The organism is Mycolicibacterium psychrotolerans (assembly GCF_010729305.1).
In the GTDB taxonomy this organism is placed as follows: domain Bacteria; phylum Actinomycetota; class Actinomycetes; order Mycobacteriales; family Mycobacteriaceae; genus Mycobacterium; species Mycobacterium psychrotolerans.
Genome location: NZ_AP022574.1, coordinates 3,267,839 through 3,284,005 on the forward strand (window position 1 = coordinate 3,267,839; position 16,167 = coordinate 3,284,005).

Sequence of the window (16,167 nt, forward strand, 5' to 3'; positions counted from 1 at the left end):
GCCCTTTCGGGATTGATCGTCGAGATGATCATTTTTGATCGTCATGGTTATCAGGTTGAATCACAGCCATGTAATTGTCAAGAGTGAGTAGGTGACAGATCAAAATTGATCACCTAGTGTCGTCTGGTATGGCGGAAGGTCAGGACAAGGCGGGTCGCCGGCTAAATGCGACCGGCGAGACAGTGCAGGCGAACATCAGGCGGATTCGAGACGACGTGCTGCGAATCCCAGTCACGGAACTTTCGCGTCGACTGGAAGAACTCGGCCGGCCGATACCACCGCTAGGTCTGCGGAGGATCGAAGACGGGACACGTCGGGTGGACGTTGACGATTTAGTGAGTATTGCTGTGGCGCTTGAAGTTTCACCGATCACTCTCCTGATACCCGATTCCGAGGATCGCGGCGAGCAGGTGGTCGTGACCGGCGGCGGCGAGCACACTTCCGAGGAGGTCTGGAAGTGGCTGCGGGCTGAAAGACCGCTGGCTGACGTCGGCGACGCATCGGGTCTGCTCAACTGGGCAGCGGCAACCTTCCCGTCGTGGCGGCGAGTCGAGTACCTAGAGGGTGCGCTGGCACTGATCGAACTCGGGCAGGTCGAGTCCGAAATGAAGGCCGGCGGCGAACGCGCCGATGCTGCGCGACAGAAATTGGCTGACATGTACCGGGAGTACGGCCTTGGCGACGACTAAGCGCTACCAGACCGCGGCCGGCGAGCGATGGGAAGTCCGTTACCGTCAACCAAACGGAATCACCAGCCGCAAAAGAGGATTCACCACGAAGCGTGACGCATCTGCGTGGGCGTCGAAGGTTGAAACGACGAAGGCCGAAGGTGCCTTCGTGTCGCCGGCGCGCGGCCGCGTGACGGTCGGCGATCTGTCGGTGCAATGGCTGGCACGGCAGGAGGCATCCCTAGCGCCGTCGTACTACCGAACCATCGCCTACGCCTACCCCAAGCACGTCGCGGCCAAGTGGGACCGGGTGCCGGTGGGCAAGGTCGACACCCTGGACGTGAAGGCGTGGGCCGCGGCCATGACTCGCGACGGGTCGAGCGCGACCGTGGTCAACCGCGCAGTGGGCATCCTGGCGGGCATCCTCGACGACGCCGTTGAGCACCGGGCGCTGGCGTTCAATCCGGCCCGCCGGTTCAAGCGCGGCGAGAAACCGCAGAAGGCACCGAAGCGCCACGTCTACCTCACCGAGGCGGACGTGTGCCGGCTGGCCGAGGAATCCGGCCGCTACGCCGACCTGGTGCTGATCCTGGCATTCACCGGGTTGCGGTGGAGTGAGGCAATAGCGTTGACCGTCGCCGACGTCGAGTTTCTGAAACGGCGAATCTCTGTACACCGCCAGGAAGTTCAAGTCGGTCAGGAGTTTAAAATCGGGCCGACGAAGGGCAGGGAGAAGCGCACGGTGCCGGTAGCGGCGTCGGTGCTGTCCCGGCTGGCGGTCCGGTGCGAGGATCGCGGCGCCGACGATCTGCTGTTCCCGGCCCGAGGCGGCGGACTTTTGAAGCGGCCAAGCTACGACTCGACGGGATGGTTCAACAGGGCGGTCGAGCGCGCCGAAGTGCAGACGATCACCCCGCACGATCTGCGGCATACGTGCGCGAGTTTGGCTGTCAGTTCGGGCGCGAATGTCCTTGCGGTGTCGCGGATGCTGGGCCACAAAGACCCAAGCGTCACGTTGAGGATTTACGCCGACCTGTTCGACAGCGACCTGGACGCGGTGGCCGTCAATCTGGACGCGAGAATTTCGGGGAGTGTCCAAACCGTGTCCAAGGCACCCGTCGACCGTCGTCGGCCGCGGCGCATAACCGCCGTCTAGCTGCGGCGATGCGAGATCGTTCGTTGTGTCCGAGGGGGGACTTGAACCCCCACGCCCGTTAATAGGGCACTAGCACCTCAAGCTAGCGCGTCTGCCATTCCGCCACTCGGACCAGTTCGAAGGCAGCTTAGGTTAACGGATCGGCGGCCTCGGACCCAAACCGGGACCGGGTGGTAGGAAAGGGAGCGTGAGCGGTCCCCAGACTCCCAGCGACGAGGTCGTCGACATCGTCAGTGCCCTCATCCGCTTCGACACCTCCAACACCGGTGAACTCGCCACCACCAAAGGCGAGGCCGAGTGTGCCCGATGGGTGGCCGGCCAGCTGGAAGAGGTCGGCTTCACCTGCGAATACATCGAGGCCGGGGCACCCGGCCGGGGCAACGTGTTCGCCCGCCTCAAGGGCGCCGACTCTTCCCGCGGAGCGCTGATGCTGCACGGCCACCTCGACGTGGTGCCCGCCGAGGCCTCGGACTGGAGCGTCCACCCTTTCTCCGGCGCCGTGGAGGACGGCTACGTGTGGGGACGCGGCGCGGTCGACATGAAAGACATGGTCGGGATGATCATCGCGGTCGCCCGTCACTTCAAGCGCGCCGGCATCGTCCCGCCCCGTGACCTGGTGTTCGCCTTCGTCTCCGACGAGGAGGCCGGCGGCAACTACGGCTGCAAGTGGCTGGTCGAGAACCGTCCCGACCTGTTCGACGGCGTCACCGAGGCGGTCGGCGAGGTCGGCGGCTTCTCGCTCACCGTGCCGCGCCGCGACGGCGGCGACCGCCGGCTCTACCTCATCGAGACCGCCGAGAAGGCGATGATGTGGATGCGCCTGACCGCGCGTGGCCACGCCGGCCACGGATCGATGGTGCACAACGACAACGCCGTCACCGCCGTCGCCGAGGCCGTCGCGAAGCTCGGCCGCCACCGTTTCCCGATCGTGCTGACCGAATCGGTCGAGCAGTTCCTGGCCGCGGTCAGCGAGGAGACCGGCTACAGCTTCGACCCCAGCTCGCCGGACATCGACGGCGCCGTCGCCAAGCTGGGCTCTATCGCCAAGATCGTGGGCGCGACCCTGCGCGACACCGCGAACCCGACGATGCTCAAGGCCGGCTACAAGGCCAACGTCATCCCGGGCACAGCCGAGGCGGTGGTGGACTGCCGGGTGCTGCCCGGCCGGCTCGCTGAGTTCGAGCGCGAGGTCGACGAACTCATCGGTCCCGACGTCTCGCGGGAATGGATCACCGAACTGCCTTCGTACGAAACGCCTTTCGACGGTGAGCTGCTCGAGGCGATGAATGCCGCGATCCTGGTCGCCGACCCCGACGCCCGCACCGTGCCCTACATGCTCTCCGGCGGCACCGACGCCAAGCACTTCGCCAGGCTCGGCATCCGCTGCTTCGGCTTCGCGCCCCTGCGGCTGCCGCCCGACCTCGACTTCGCCGCGTTGTTCCACGGCGTCGACGAACGGGTACCCGTCGACGCGTTGACCTTCGGTGCGCAGGTACTCGAGCACTTCCTCCTGCACAGCTGACAACCACATCGCGAAAGGACTGTGTCACATGGCTTTTGACTACGACCCCTACTCCTTCCTTCCGGAGCTCCCCAGCTTCACGCTGACCTCGCAGTCCTTCGAGGACGGCGCGGTCTGGGGCAACGACCAGGTCAGCGGAATCATGGGGGCGGGCGGCAACGACGTGTCGCCGCAGCTGAGCTGGTCGGGCTTCCCCGAGGAGACCCGCAGCTTCGCCGTCACCGTCTACGACCCCGACGCACCCACCGGTTCCGGCTTCTGGCACTGGGCGGTGTTCAACCTGCCCGCCACGGTCACCGACCTTCCCGCCGGCGTCGGCGACGGCAGCAGCCAGGGTTTCCCGGGTGACGCCGTGACGCTGGCCAACGACGCCGGACTCAGGCGGTTCATCGGCGCCGCGCCTCCGCCCGGGCACGGTCCGCACCGCTACATCGTCGCCGTGCACGCGGTCGACGTCGAGAAGCTCGATGTGCCCGCCGAGGCCACGCCGGCCTATCTGGGCTTCAACCTGTTCAGCCACGCCATTGCCCGCGCGCTGATCACCGGCACCTACGAGAACAAGGGCTGAGTCACCGGGCCGCCGAGCCGACTGCCTCGGCGAGGCTGTGAACACCGTTGGCGTGCAGCCGGTCGGCGATGCCCTCGTTGACCGACCGCGCCCACAGGCCGCCGCCGTAGACGAAGCCGGTGTAGCCCTGCAGCAGCGACGCGCCCGAGATGATGCGCTCCCACGCATCGTCGGCGGTCTCGATGCCGCCGACGCTGATCAGCACCAGCGAACTGCCGACGCGCCGGTGCAGCCGGCGCAGCACCTCCAGCGAGCGGCGTGCCACCGGCGGGCCGGAGATGCCGCCGGCGCCCAACTCGTCGACGCCCGGCGTCGACAACCCGGACCGCGAGATCGTGGTGTTGGTGGCGACGATGCCGGCCAGTCCCAATTCGACGGCCAGGTCGGCGATCTCGTCGATGTCGTCGTCGGCGAGGTCGGGCGCGATCTTCACCAGCACCGGGGTGGACGTCTCGGCGACCACCGCCGCCAGGATCGGGCGCAGCGACTCGACCGACTGCAGGTCGCGCAGACCCGGTGTGTTCGGCGAGCTGACGTTGACCACCAGGTAGGCGCACAGCGGCCCGAGCAGGCGCGCGCCTTCGGCGTAGTCGTCGACGGCCCGCTCCGGCGGTGTCACCTTGTTCTTGCCGATGTTGACACCGATCGGCACGTCGGGATGCGCGCGGGCCAGCGTTCGGACCATCGCCGCCGCGCCGTGGTTGTTGAACCCCATCCTGTTCAGCAGCGCCCGGTCGGCGGGCAGCCGGAACAGCCGCGGCGCCGGATTGCCGGGCTGTGGCCGCGGGGTCACCGTTCCCACTTCGGCGTGCCCGAAGCCCAGCGCGCCCCAGGCGTGCACGCCGAGACCGTCCTTGTCGAAGCCGGCCGCCAACCCCAGCGGGGCGGCGAACCGAACGCCGAAGACCGAGCTGGCCAGCGCCGGATCATAGTGGGACAGCCTGCGCAACAACGCTTTTCGCGCAACAGGCGGCGCGGTGGCCGCCCGCAGGCCTGCGAACACGACCGTGTGGATACGCTCGGGGGGAACCAGGAACATCGCGCGCCGCAGCGCCGCGTACATCACGGCGCCGGCAGGTCGGGGCCCGGCGCAGCATCCCCGCGCTTCTTGCGGCGCAGCAGCACTCGCCGGCTGCCATCGGTGTAAAGCCGCACGCGGGTCAACTCCCAACCGCGGTACTCGGCTTCGATCGACAGCCGCACCGACGCGCTGACGCGGGTCACATCGGGGGGCAGGCGCAGCGGGATCCATTCGTAATCGCCGGGATCGTCGGCGACGGCCTTGCTCCACGCCGCGGGCATCCTGCCCCGCGAACCCGCACTCACTGGCCAGCTCCCGGGATCATCTGGACACCGCCGCCCGACCCGGACACCACATACAGGGTGCCGGTCGCATCGTCGAAAGCCAGAGTGTTGGGTTGCTGCACGGTTCGATAACGCACCTTCTCGACGGGAATCCCGGTCGCCAGATCGTAACCAACGACGGTGTTCGTCGCCGTCTGGGCAACCCAGGCGAGTCCGGATTTCTTCCCGCCCGACGCGGTCAGCCCGTACGGCGCGTCGGGCACGGGATAGCGCTGCCGCAACATCAGCGGGTCCACGCCGTAGACGAGCAGTTCGCCGCCGCGGGTGTCGGCGACCAGCACCCGTCCGTTGGGGTCGGCGGCCATCGTGGTGGCGCCCTCGCCCGCGCGAAGCGCGTGCTCTGCACTGGTGCCGTCGGTGTCGAGGCTGGTCACCGAGGTTTGTCCGCGGTCGAGAACCACGGCGGTATCGCCCTGTGTGACAAGGCCGTCGACCCGGGCGAGGATCTTCAACGACGCGCCCACCGCGGTATCCGACAACATGGTGTACACCGTGCCGTCGGCGCTGCCGAGCACCAGCCGGCCGTCGCTGCGGCGCGCGATCGCGGTGAAGTCGACGTCGTCATGGTCGGTCACCGCCACCCGAGACGCCCGGCGCGCCGCGACGTCGACGACGAAGTAGCCGCCCCGGGTGGACACCGCCACCCGGCCCGGCCCGTCGGCGGTCATCGCGGTCCCGCCGCCGGGGAGCCCGATCGGGGTGGCGGCGCGGCCCGGCGCGAGCGCGGTCACCGTGGCGCGATCGGGGGCGCCGAGGCTCAACGTGACCAGGGAGCGGGTGGAGGCGTCGTACACGGCGGCCCGGGCGCCAGGCAGCGGAATCACCGTGCCGGGCAGATCCGCGGTGGCCGGGGGAGAGTCGGCCGCCCGGGCCGGTGCGATGGTCGGCGGCGGCGCATCGGCAGGATTCGACGAACACCCGCCGACCAGCATGATTGCCGAAACGACGAGGCCGAAACGAATCGGCTGACAAAAGCGGTTTGAACGGCGCTGCAAGGGGTAGCTTCCGGTCGTGCGTTCAGATCTTGATCGAACAGCCAGTGTATGCAACCCGGTCAGACACGACCGGTGGCATCTGCGGGGTGCGGTGGCCCCTGCGGCGGTATGGTACATACCATGACCCTCGCGACGGACCGCGAAATCACCCCGGAGGGTTTCGCGGTCGAGGACATCACCACTGGTGTACACGCCAGTGGCTTCGGCCAGGTCGGCGACGGCCGCAGCTTCTCCTTCCATATCGAGCGTCACGAGTTGGTGGTCGAGGTGTACCGGCCGCGGCTGCGCGGCCCGGTGCCCCAGAGCGAGGACGTCGTCGCGGTCGCGACGCGCAAGCTCACCGACATCGATCTGACCGACGAGCGGAGCATGACCGCCGTGGTGCGCGACGCTGTCGCGGCGGCGCAGCCGGTTCCGCGGAACGGTCGCTGACGCTGCAATCACGGTACGGTCGTCGTCGTGACGGACGTCCCTGCCATGTCGTGGCTACAAGTCGTGGTCCTGTCGATACTGCAGGGGCTCACCGAATTCCTGCCGGTGTCGTCCTCGGGGCACCTGGCGATCGCGTCCCGGATCTTCTTCGACGACGACGCCGGAGCGTCCTTCACCGCAGTCAGCCAGCTGGGCACCGAAGCCGCCGTGCTGCTGTACTTCGCCCGCGACATCGGCCGGATCATCAAGGCCTGGTTCAACGGCCTGTTCGTCGCCGCCCACCGCAGCACCGAGTACTGGCTGGGCTGGTGGGTCATCATCGGCACCATCCCCATCGGTGTGGTCGGCCTGGTGTTCAAGGACCAGATCCGCACCGGCGCACGCAATCTCTGGCTGGTCGCGACGGCGTTGATCGTCTTCTCCGCGGTGATCGCCGCGGCCGAGTACTACGGCAGACAGACCCGCCGCGTCGAGCAGCTCACCTGGCGCGACAGCGTGACCGTCGGTCTGGCGCAGTGTCTGGCGCTGGTGCCGGGTGTGTCGCGGTCCGGCGCCACCATCAGCGCCGGGTTGTTCCTCGGTCTGGACCGCGAGCTGGCGGCGCGGTTCGGCTTCCTGCTGGCCATCCCGGCGGTCTTCGCCTCGGGACTGTTCTCGCTGCCCGACGCCTTCGAACCCGTCGGGGAGGGCATGAGTGCCAGCGGACCCCAGCTGCTGGTCTCGACCGTGATCGCGTTCGTCGTCGGATTCGCCGCGGTGGCGTGGTTCCTGCGGTTCCTGGTTCGCCACCGCATGTACTGGTTTGTCGGCTACCGCGTGGTGCTCGGCACCGTGGTGCTGATCCTGCTCGGCACCGGGGTGGTGGCGGCGACATGACCGTTCTGCTGTTGCGCCACGGCCGTTCGACGTCGAATACGGCGCACACGCTGGCCGGCCGCTCCGAAGGCGTCGACCTCGACGACCGCGGCCGTGAACAGGCCGAGGCGCTCGTCGAACGCATCGGCTCGCTGCCCATCCGCGCGATCGTGCGCTCGCCGCTGCTGCGGTGTGGCCGCACGGTGGAACCGCTGGCCGCCGCGTTGGGCGTGGAGCCGGTGATCGACGACCGGATCGCCGAGGTCGACTACGGCTCGTGGACGGGACGCAAGATCGGCGAGCTGGTCAAGGAGCCGCTGTGGGCGGTGGTGCAGCAGCAGCCCAGCGCCGCGGTGTTCCCCGATGGCGAGGGCCTGGCCGCCGTGCAGGCGCGTGCGGTGTCCGCTGTGCGTGAACACGACCGCCGGCTGGCCGAGGAGCACGGGGGTGACGCGCTGTGGGTCGCGTGCACCCACGGTGACGTGATCAAGGCGGTGCTGGCCGACGCGCTCGGCACGCACCTGGACAGCTTCCAGCGCATCAACGCCGACCCCGCGTCGGTCAGCGTGGTCCGCTACTCCGCGGTGCGCCCGTTCGTGATCCACGTCAATCACACCGGCCCGGCGCTGAACTCCGCGTTGATCGCCCCGCCGCCGCCCGAGAAGACCGACGACGTCCCAGCAGGCGACGCCGTGGTCGGCGGTTCTGCCGGGTGAGCCGCGCACGGTATTTTGGAACCTGCCATGCCCCGTGAAATCCACGTCTTCCGCACTCCCGACCGCTTCGTGGCCGGGACGGTCGGTCAACCGGGGAATCGGACGTTCTACCTGCAGGCCGTGCACGACACCCGGGTCGTGTCGGTGGTGCTGGAGAAGCAGCAGGTCGCCGTTCTCGCCGAGCGGATCGCGGCGCTGCTGCTGGAGATCAACCGGCGCTTCGGGACACCGATCCCGCCGGACACGGGTGAGGTCGAGGACCTGAGCCCGTTGGTGACGCCGGTCGACGCGGAATTCCGGGTCGGCACGATGGGACTCGGATGGGACTCGGAGGCCCAGACGGTCGTGGTGGAGTTGCTCGCCGTGTCGGACACCGAGTTCGACGCGTCAGTGGTACTCGACGACGCGGAGGAGGGTCCCGACGCGGTACGGGTGTTCCTCACCCCCGAGTCGGCGCGCGAGTTCGCGACGCGGTCGAATCGGGTGATCTCGGCGGGACGGCCGCCGTGCCCGCTGTGTGACGAGCCGCTCGATCCCGAGGGCCACATCTGCGTCCGCACCAACGGTTACCGGCGCGGCGCGCTGGGCGGGTCCGACGATGTCGACGACGTCTGAGGTCCTCGATCGCGGCGACCTGACCGTCCTGGGACGAATCCGCTCCGCGAGCAATGCGACATTCCTGTGCGAGTCGACCCTCGGCGAGCAGGTCGTGCACTGCGTCTACAAACCCGTGCGGGGCGAGGCGCCGCTGTGGGACTTTCCCGACGGCACGCTCGCCGGGCGGGAGCGGGGCTCCTATCTCGTTTCGGCTGCGCTGGGTTGGAACCTGGTGCCTTACACCATCATTCGTGACGGCCCGGCCGGGCCGGGGATGGTGCAGCGCTGGGTGGACCAACCCAGTGACGACGAAGGCGACGAAACGGCAGCATCCGGGCCCGATCTGATCGACCTGTTGCCCGCCGGAGCGATCCCGCCGGGCTTCCTGCCCGTCCTGCAGGCCTACGACTATGCCGGCGACGAGGTCACCCTGGTGCACGCCGACGACGATCGGCTGCGCCGCCTCGCGGTGTTCGACATCCTGATCAACAACGCCGACCGCAAGGGCGGCCACGTGCTCTCCGGCGTCGACGGACAGGTCTACGGCGTCGACCACGGGGTGACCCTGCATGTCGAGGACAAGCTGCGCACCGTGCTGTGGGGCTGGGCAGGCAAGCCCGTCGACGACGACACCCTGACCGGCGTCGCGTCGCTCGGCGAGGCGCTCCGCGGCGAGCTGGGAGCCGAGCTGTGCTGCCACGTCACCCCCCGTGAGGTGGCGGCGCTTCGCGCCAGAGTCGTTGCGCTGCTGCGCGATCCGGTGATGCCCACGCCCGACCGGCGCCGCCCGATCCCGTGGCCGGCGTTCTGACGTGATCTACTGACCCGGTGACACTCACCGACGCAGCGCTGGCCGCCACCGTGGCCGCCGAGGCCGGTGACCTGCTGCTGTCCATGCGGGAGCAGATCGGGTTTTACGACCCCTACGACCTGGGCGATGCCGGCGACATGCGGGCCAACACGCTGATCCTCGACCGCCTGCACCGGCATCGGCCCCAGGACGCCGTGCTGTCCGAGGAGGCCGCCGACGACGTCTCGCGCGTCCACGCCGACCGGGTCTGGATCGTCGACCCCGTCGACGGCACCTACGAATACTCGATGCCCGGGCGGGCCGACTGGGCCGTGCACATCGCGCTCTGGCAACGCGACGGTTCGGCCGGGGGAGCGATCACCGACGCCGCCGTCGCGCTGCCGGCCCGCGGCGAGGTCTACCGCACCGACACCGTGACAGCTCCGCCGCCGCGCACCGACGGGCCGATCCGGATCACCGCCAGCGCCAGCCGGCCGCCCGCCGTGCTGTGGCGGATGCGCGAGGAGCTCGACATCCAACTGGTGCGCATCGGCTCGGCCGGCGCCAAGGCGATGGCCGTGGTGCGCGGCGACGTGGACGCCTACGTGCACGCCGGCGGCCAGTGGGAATGGGATTCGGCCGCGCCCGCCGGGGTGCTGTGGGCAGCGGGCCTGCACGCGACGCGCCTCGACGGCAGCCCGCTGGTGTACAACCGCCGCGACCCCTATCTGCCCGACCTGCTGATGTGCCGGCCCGAGGTGGCCGACACGCTGCTCGAGGTGATCTGGTCGACCTATCGGCGCTGACGGCTGGCGCGATCGGGAACGACCGGGAACGAAACGGGAATGAAACAGCCCTCGGCGTTGTCGCAGAGGCTGATGTCTAGAGTCGAAGCCATGCAATCGTGGTCCGCGCCGAGCGTGCCGGTGCTCGCTGGTCGGGGTCCGCAACTGCGGCTCTACGACAGCGCCGACCGCCAGGTCCGGCCGGTGAGTGCCGGCTCCACCGCGACCATGTACGTCTGCGGGATCACCCCGTACGACGCCACCCACCTGGGGCACGCCGCGACGTATCTCACCTTCGACCTGGTGGCCCGGGTGTGGCTGGACGCCGGTCACGACGTGCACTACGTGCAGAACATCACCGACGTCGACGATCCGCTGTTCGAACGCGCAGAGCGGGACGGCATCGACTGGCGCGAGCTCGCCGACCGGGAGACCGATCTGTTCCGTGAGGACATGGCCGCGCTGCGGGTCGTGCCGCCGCGCGACTACGTGGCGGCCACCGAGGCCATCGCCGAGGTCATCGAGGTGGTGGAGAAGCTGCTGGCCTCAGGCGCGGCCTACGTCGTCGACGATCAGCAGTACCCCGACGTCTACTTCCGCGCCGACGCGACCCTGCAGTTCGGCTACGAGTCCGGCTACGACCGCGACACCATGCTCGCCCTGTTCGCCGAGCGCGGCGGCGATCCGGACCGGCAGGGCAAGACCGACCCGCTCGACGCCCTGCTGTGGCGCTCCCAACGTCCCGGCGAGCCGAGCTGGCCGTCGCCGTTCGGTCCGGGCCGGCCCGGCTGGCACGTCGAATGCGCGGCGATCGCGCTGAGCCGCATCGGCACCGGCCTGGACATCCAGGGCGGCGGCAGCGACCTGATCTTCCCTCATCACGAGTTCTCCGCCGCCCATGCCGAATGTGTCTCGGGGGAGCGGCGTTTCGCGCGTCACTACGTGCACGCCGGCATGATCGGCTGGGACGGGCACAAGATGAGCAAGAGCCGCGGGAACCTGGTGCTGGTGTCGCAGCTGCGCCGCGACGGCGTGGATCCGGCGGCGATCCGGCTGGGACTGTTCGCGGGCCACTACCGCGAGGACCGGTTCTGGAGCCTGGCGGTGCTCGAGCAGGCCCAGCAGCGTCTGCACCGGTGGCGCAGCGCGACCTCGCTGGACGGCGCGCCGGATGCCGCCGACGTCGTGGCCCGAGTGCGGCGATATCTCGCCGACGATCTTGATACCCCCAAAGCGCTTGCGGCGCTGGATGGTTGGGCTACCGATGCATTGTCCTACGGCGGGCACGACGGGACCGCGGGGCAGACCGTCGCCACGGCGGTCGACGCGCTGCTGGGAGTTCAGCTGTAACACCCCGGCGGTGGAGTAGGTTGCCGCCATGGGATCGGTGGCCGGCAAGACAGTCTTCATCACAGGTGGGGCGCGCGGCGTCGGCGCAGAGGTGGCCCGCCGCCTGCACGCCAAGGGCGCCAATCTCGTTCTCACCGACCTCGACGGGGCCGCGCTCACGTCGCTGGTCGACGAGCTGGGCTCCGGGCGGGTGCACGCCGAGATGGCCGACGTGCGCAGCCTGGCCGCGATGGAGACCGCGGCCGCGAACGCGATGGAGCGGTTCGGCGGCATCGACGTCGTGATGGCGAACGCCGGCATCGCCTCCTACGGGTCGGTGCTGCAGGTCGACCCGGAAGCGTTCCAGACCCTGATGGACGTCAACGTGATGGGGGTGTTCCACACCGTGCGGGCCACCCTGCCCTCGGTGCTCGACCGCCGCGGCTACGTGCTGATCGTGTCGTCGCTGGCCGCGTACGCGGCCGCACCCGGGCTGGCGCCCTACAACGCGTCCAAGGCCGCCGTCGAGCACTTCGCCAATGCGCTGCGCCTGGAGGTGTCCCACCGCGGCGTCGACGTCGGATCGGCACACATGTCCTGGATCGACACGCCGCTGGTGCAGGACGTCAAGGCCGATCTGGCGACGTTCCGGGAGATGCTGACCAAGTTGCCGTTCCCGCTGAACAAGACGACGTCGGTGCAGGCCTGCGGACAGGCCTTCGTCGCCGGCATCGAGGGCCGCAAACGACAGATCAACAGTCCTGGCTGGGTGGGCGCCCTGCGACTACTCAAACCCCTGCTGTCCACGCCGCTCGGTGAGCGGCCCGTCCGCACGTTCGTGCCCGGCCTGCTCCCGCGGATGGACGCGGAGGTCGCCGCGCTCGGCCGCTCGATGGGTGCCCGCACCAAGGATCTGGAGACCCGGTGAAGATCAGAGTTCTGCTCATGGCGGCCGCGATGATCGTCGTCGCCGGCTGCAGCGGACAGGCGAGTGACCAGTCGCAGAGTTCGTCGTCTTCGCCGTCGTCGTCGACGACACCGGCGCCGGTCACCCCCGAGGAGGCCAGGGCCATCGCCAAAGAGGCTTACATCTACGGCTTCCCGATCGTCGACAACTATCGCGTGCAGTACACCTACTTCGTCGACAAGCAGGACCCGCAGTACAAGGGCGGCTGGAACCAGGTGCACAGCACTGCCCGGGTGTTCACCCCCGAGGACACCACGGTCCAGACGCCCAACTCGGACACGCCGTACTCGGCGCTCGGCGCCGACCTGCGCACCGAACCGCTGGTGCTGACGGTCCCGCCGATCCAGCAGGACCGGTACTACTCGCTGCAGTTCGTCGACGGCTACACCTCCAACTTCGCCTACGTCGGGAGCCGCACCACCGGCAACGGCGGCGGCAAGTACCTGCTGGCCGGCCCGGACTGGAAGGGCGAGAAACCCGCCGGGATCGACGAGGTGATCCGGTCGGACACCGAACTCGCCATGGTGCTGTACCGCACGCAGCTGTTCGGGCCGTCCGACATCGACGAGGTCAAGAAGATCCAGGCGGGATACCAGGCGGCGCCGCTGTCGGTGTTCCTCAACCAGCCCTCGCCGGCGCCGGCCCCGCCGATCGATTTCGTGCCGCCGCTGACACCCGACCAGCAGCGCACGTCGCCGCAGTTCTTCGAGATCCTGAACTTCGCGCTGCGGTTCGCGCCGACGCTGCCCGAGGAGGCGCAGCTGCGCGAGCGCTTCGCGAAGATCGGTATCGGGCCCGACGGCAACTTCGACGCCGAGAAGCTCAGCCCCGAGATGCGCACGGCGATCGAGGGCGGCATGGCCGACGCCTGGGCCGAGCTCGACGCGCTGAAGAAGAACGACATCGACACCGGCAAAGTGGGGTCGGCCCAGTTCTTCGGCACCCGCCAGGACCTCAAGGGCAACTACCTGTACCGGATGGCCGGAGCGGTGTTCGGCATCTACGGCAACACCGCCGCCGAAGCGCTCTACCCGAGCTTCACCAACGACTCCACCGGCGTCCCGCTGACCGGGGCCAACAACTACACGTTCCGGTTCCCGAAGGGGCAGCTGCCGCCGGTCAACGCTTTCTGGTCACTGACCGTCTACGAGCTGCCGCAGAGCATGCTGGTGGCCAACCCGATCAACCGCTACCTGATCAACTCGCCGATGCTGCCGAGCCTGGTCGCCGATCCCGACGGCGGATACACGTTCTACATCCAGAACAGTTCACCGGGGCTGGACCGGGAAGCGAACTGGCTGCCCGCGCCGAAGGGGCCGTTCTCGCTGGTGCTGCGCCTGTACTGGCCGAAGCCCGACGCACTGAACGGCACATGGAAGCCGCCGCAGCCGCAAAAGGTCTAACCTGGCGCCGGTGAAGCAGGCCGACCTGGTGCTCTCCGGTGGCGGCGTCAAGGGCATCGCCCTGGTCGGCGCCGTCTCGGCACTCGTCGACGCGGGCTATGTGCCGCAGCGCATCTCCGGCACGTCCGCAGGCGCCCTGGTCGGCGCGGTGCTCGCGGGTGCCGCGCAGCGCGGCGACCTGACGTCGCGACAGCTCGAGGACCTGGCGCTGCGCATCGACTACCGCGCCTTCCTCGACCCGGGGCCGATCGAACGGGTGCCGGTGCTGGGCCCGGCGTGGGGAGTGCTCAGCGGCGGCGGCATCTACCGGGGCGAGGCGTTGCGGCGCTGGGTGGCCGAGCAACTCGCCGGCTTCGGGGTGACGACGTTCGCCGACCTGGCCATCGACGATCCGCAGCTGCCGCCGGAGCAGCGCTACCGGCTGGTGGTGACGGTCGCCGACGTCACCCGCGGCGAGCTGGTCCGGCTGCCGTGGGACTACGAGCGCGTCTACGGCCTCGACCCCGACGAACAGAACGTCGCCGACGCGGTCCGCGCGTCGACCGCGATCCCGTTCTTCTTCCATCCCGAGACGCTGACCAGCGCCGACGGCACCACCTCCACGCTCGTCGACGGCGGGCTGCTGTCCAACTTCCCGATCGACTCGCTGGACCGCACCGACGGGGCGAAGCCTCGCTGGCCGACGTTCGGCGTGACGCTGCTGCCCACGCTGCCGGCCGAGTCCGACCAGGTGATCCCGGCGCTGCGGCCGCTGCATCTGCTCGGCTCCCCGACGCTGCTCGAGCAGGTGCTGACCACGATCCTGGTCGGGCGGGACCAGGCCTACCTGAACCAGCCGTGGGTCAGCGTCCGCACGATCCGGATCGACACCCGCGAGGTCGGGGTCCTCGACTTCGGCCTCACCGTCGCCGAGAAACGCACCCTCTACCTCAAGGGTCTGCGGGCGGGGGAGGACTTCCTGACCACGTGGGACTGGGCGGACTACGTCGACCGGTACCGGTGAAGGCGCGCAGCTACCGCCCGCGCCTGCGCAGGTAGCGCTCGAACTCGGCCGCCAGCGCGTCGCCGTCGATCTTGCCCAGCGCCTCGTTCATGTCGACCTCCGCGTCGCCGCGCTCCTCGAGCGACTGCACGTACTCGGCGATCTCGTCGTCCTCTGAGGTCATCTCGGTGACCGCCTGCTCCCACTCCTCGGCCTGGGCCGGCAGATCGGCCAGCGGCACCTCGATGTCGAGAACGTCCTCGACGCGGCGCAGCAGTGCGACGGTCGCCTTGGGGTTCGGCGGCTGCGACACGTAGTGCGGTACGGCGGCCCAGAACGTCACCGCGGGGATGCCCGCCTGCACACAGGCGTCCTGGAACACGCCCGCAATGCCGGTCGGCCCCTCGTACCGGGTCTCCTCGAGGCCGAACGTCTTGGCCGAATCCGGCGAGTAGGCCGCTCCCGACACCGGCACCGGGCGCGTGTGCGGCGTGTCGGCCAGCAGCGCGCCCAGGATCACCACGGTCTGCACGTTGAGCTTGTCGGCGATGGCCAGCAGTTCCGCGCAGAAGGTCCGCCACCGCATGTTGGGCTCCACGCCGTGCATCAGCACGATGTCACGGTCGGCGCCCGGCGGGCGGCAGTGCGAGATCCGCATCGACGGCCACACCAACTCCCGGGTCACCCCGTCCACCTGGCGGATCACCGGGCGGTTGACCTGATAGTCGTAGTAGGCCTCGTCGTCGATCTCGACGATCGTCTCCGCCTCCCAGATGGCATCCAGATGCTCCAGGGCATCGCTGGCCGCGTCTCCGGCGTCGTTCCAGCCCTCGAACGCGGCGACGACGATGGTGTCGCGCAGGTCAGGGAGGTCGGGTCGCTTCGGACCGCCGAAATCCGAGGGGGTCACCAATCCAGCGTAAGCCCTGCGTGGGTCAGATGACGGGCATCGACCCGCGCCCCGGCGCGCGGTCGGCGAAATAGCCCCAGCGGGCTCCTGGTTACCCTTGGAGACGGCGACTGGGCCGACACCGTCG

18 protein-coding genes and 1 tRNA gene are annotated in these 16,167 nt (G+C 69.1%); 14 read left to right on the forward strand and 5 right to left on the reverse strand.

The features are described from left to right. The first annotated feature begins 128 nt into the window (after nt 1-128). Together G6N45_RS27825 and G6N45_RS15950 are read left to right on the forward strand one after the other, a co-directional pair. Nucleotides 129-689: an XRE family transcriptional regulator gene (locus G6N45_RS27825; RefSeq protein WP_179965185.1), complete on the forward strand. Its 561-nt coding sequence runs from the start codon at nt 129-131 to the stop codon at nt 687-689. Next, nucleotides 631-1,824 carry a site-specific integrase gene (locus G6N45_RS15950; protein WP_308207029.1) on the forward strand — a complete coding sequence of 398 codons (1,194 nt, stop codon included), beginning with the start codon at nt 631-633 and terminating at the stop codon, nt 1,822-1,824. Before G6N45_RS27825 ends, G6N45_RS15950 begins: the two co-directional genes overlap by 59 nt. A gap of 26 nt (nt 1,825-1,850) precedes the next feature. Here the strand turns inward: G6N45_RS15950 and G6N45_RS15955 are convergent. Beyond that, nucleotides 1,851-1,936 (reverse strand) — tRNA-Leu (locus G6N45_RS15955). 75 nt (nt 1,937-2,011) lie between these two features. Here G6N45_RS15955 and G6N45_RS15960 point away from each other — a divergent pair. After that, nucleotides 2,012-3,346 carry a M20/M25/M40 family metallo-hydrolase gene (locus tag G6N45_RS15960; protein WP_163723159.1) on the forward strand — a complete coding sequence of 445 codons (1,335 nt, stop codon included), beginning with the start codon at nt 2,012-2,014 and terminating at the stop codon, nt 3,344-3,346. Between the two features lie 28 nt (nt 3,347-3,374). Beyond that, complete coding sequence (locus tag G6N45_RS15965) at nt 3,375-3,914, forward strand: YbhB/YbcL family Raf kinase inhibitor-like protein (protein ID WP_163723160.1); 540 nt, start codon at nt 3,375-3,377, stop codon at nt 3,912-3,914. 1 nt (nt 3,915) lies between these two features. Here the strand turns inward: G6N45_RS15965 and G6N45_RS15970 are convergent, their stop codons facing one another. Genes G6N45_RS15970 through G6N45_RS15980 form a run of 3 tightly spaced genes read right to left on the reverse strand, consistent with a single transcriptional unit; the run spans nt 3,916 to nt 6,211 of the window. Then, nucleotides 3,916-4,977, reverse strand: coding sequence for a quinone-dependent dihydroorotate dehydrogenase (locus tag G6N45_RS15970; protein ID WP_163728530.1), 1,062 nt, complete (start codon nt 4,975-4,977; stop codon nt 3,916-3,918). Further along, entirely contained in the window at nt 4,977-5,240 is a 264-nt protein-coding gene (locus G6N45_RS15975) for a DUF5703 family protein (protein WP_170312451.1), read from the reverse strand. The genes G6N45_RS15970 and G6N45_RS15975 overlap by 1 nt, the downstream gene beginning before the upstream one ends. Beyond that, nucleotides 5,237-6,211 (reverse strand): YncE family protein, encoded by a 975-nt coding sequence (locus G6N45_RS15980; protein ID WP_163723161.1) that lies wholly within the window; start codon nt 6,209-6,211, stop codon nt 5,237-5,239. Before G6N45_RS15980 ends, G6N45_RS15975 begins: the two co-directional genes overlap by 4 nt. A 183-nt stretch (nt 6,212-6,394) precedes the next feature. Between G6N45_RS15980 and G6N45_RS15985 the strand changes: the two genes are divergently transcribed. From G6N45_RS15985 to G6N45_RS16030, 10 genes are all read left to right on the forward strand, one after another. After that, complete coding sequence (locus tag G6N45_RS15985; RefSeq protein WP_179965187.1) at nt 6,395-6,706, forward strand: hypothetical protein; 312 nt, start codon at nt 6,395-6,397, stop codon at nt 6,704-6,706. A gap of 45 nt (nt 6,707-6,751) precedes the next feature. Continuing rightward, nucleotides 6,752-7,582, forward strand: a complete 831-nt coding sequence (locus tag G6N45_RS15990; RefSeq protein ID WP_163728536.1) for an undecaprenyl-diphosphate phosphatase — start codon at nt 6,752-6,754, stop codon at nt 7,580-7,582. Beyond that, complete coding sequence (locus tag G6N45_RS15995; RefSeq protein ID WP_163723162.1) at nt 7,579-8,277, forward strand: histidine phosphatase family protein; 699 nt, start codon at nt 7,579-7,581, stop codon at nt 8,275-8,277. Before G6N45_RS15990 ends, G6N45_RS15995 begins: the two co-directional genes overlap by 4 nt. A gap of 27 nt (nt 8,278-8,304) precedes the next feature. After that, on the forward strand, nt 8,305-8,892 hold the full coding sequence (locus tag G6N45_RS16000) for an Rv2134c family protein (RefSeq protein ID WP_048417687.1): 588 nt from the start codon (nt 8,305-8,307) through the stop codon (nt 8,890-8,892). Continuing rightward, entirely contained in the window at nt 8,876-9,685 is an 810-nt protein-coding gene (locus tag G6N45_RS16005) for an Rv2133c family protein (RefSeq protein WP_163723163.1), read from the forward strand. The genes G6N45_RS16000 and G6N45_RS16005 overlap by 17 nt, the downstream gene beginning before the upstream one ends. Before the next feature lie 17 nt (nt 9,686-9,702). Beyond that, complete coding sequence (locus G6N45_RS16010) at nt 9,703-10,470, forward strand: 3'(2'),5'-bisphosphate nucleotidase CysQ (protein ID WP_163723164.1); 768 nt, start codon at nt 9,703-9,705, stop codon at nt 10,468-10,470. Between the two features lie 90 nt (nt 10,471-10,560). Continuing rightward, nucleotides 10,561-11,799, forward strand: a complete 1,239-nt coding sequence (mshC, locus tag G6N45_RS16015; RefSeq protein WP_163723165.1) for a cysteine--1-D-myo-inosityl 2-amino-2-deoxy-alpha-D-glucopyranoside ligase — start codon at nt 10,561-10,563, stop codon at nt 11,797-11,799. 28 nt (nt 11,800-11,827) lie between these two features. Continuing rightward, nucleotides 11,828-12,706, forward strand: coding sequence for an SDR family oxidoreductase (locus tag G6N45_RS16020; protein ID WP_163723166.1), 879 nt, complete (start codon nt 11,828-11,830; stop codon nt 12,704-12,706). A gap of 17 nt (nt 12,707-12,723) precedes the next feature. After that, nucleotides 12,724-14,148, forward strand: a complete 1,425-nt coding sequence (locus G6N45_RS16025) for a DUF1254 domain-containing protein (RefSeq protein WP_163728539.1) — start codon at nt 12,724-12,726, stop codon at nt 14,146-14,148. A gap of 10 nt (nt 14,149-14,158) precedes the next feature. Beyond that, nucleotides 14,159-15,151, forward strand: a complete 993-nt coding sequence (locus G6N45_RS16030; RefSeq protein WP_163723167.1) for a patatin-like phospholipase family protein — start codon at nt 14,159-14,161, stop codon at nt 15,149-15,151. A 10-nt stretch (nt 15,152-15,161) separates the two neighbouring features. On the opposite strand, the gene G6N45_RS16035 is transcribed toward G6N45_RS16030, so the two are convergent. Further along, the gene (locus tag G6N45_RS16035; RefSeq protein WP_048417698.1) at nt 15,162-16,040 is read right to left on the reverse strand and encodes a PAC2 family protein; all 879 of its coding nucleotides are present in this window, start codon (nt 16,038-16,040) and stop codon (nt 15,162-15,164) included. Between the last annotated feature and the right edge of the window lie 127 nt (nt 16,041-16,167).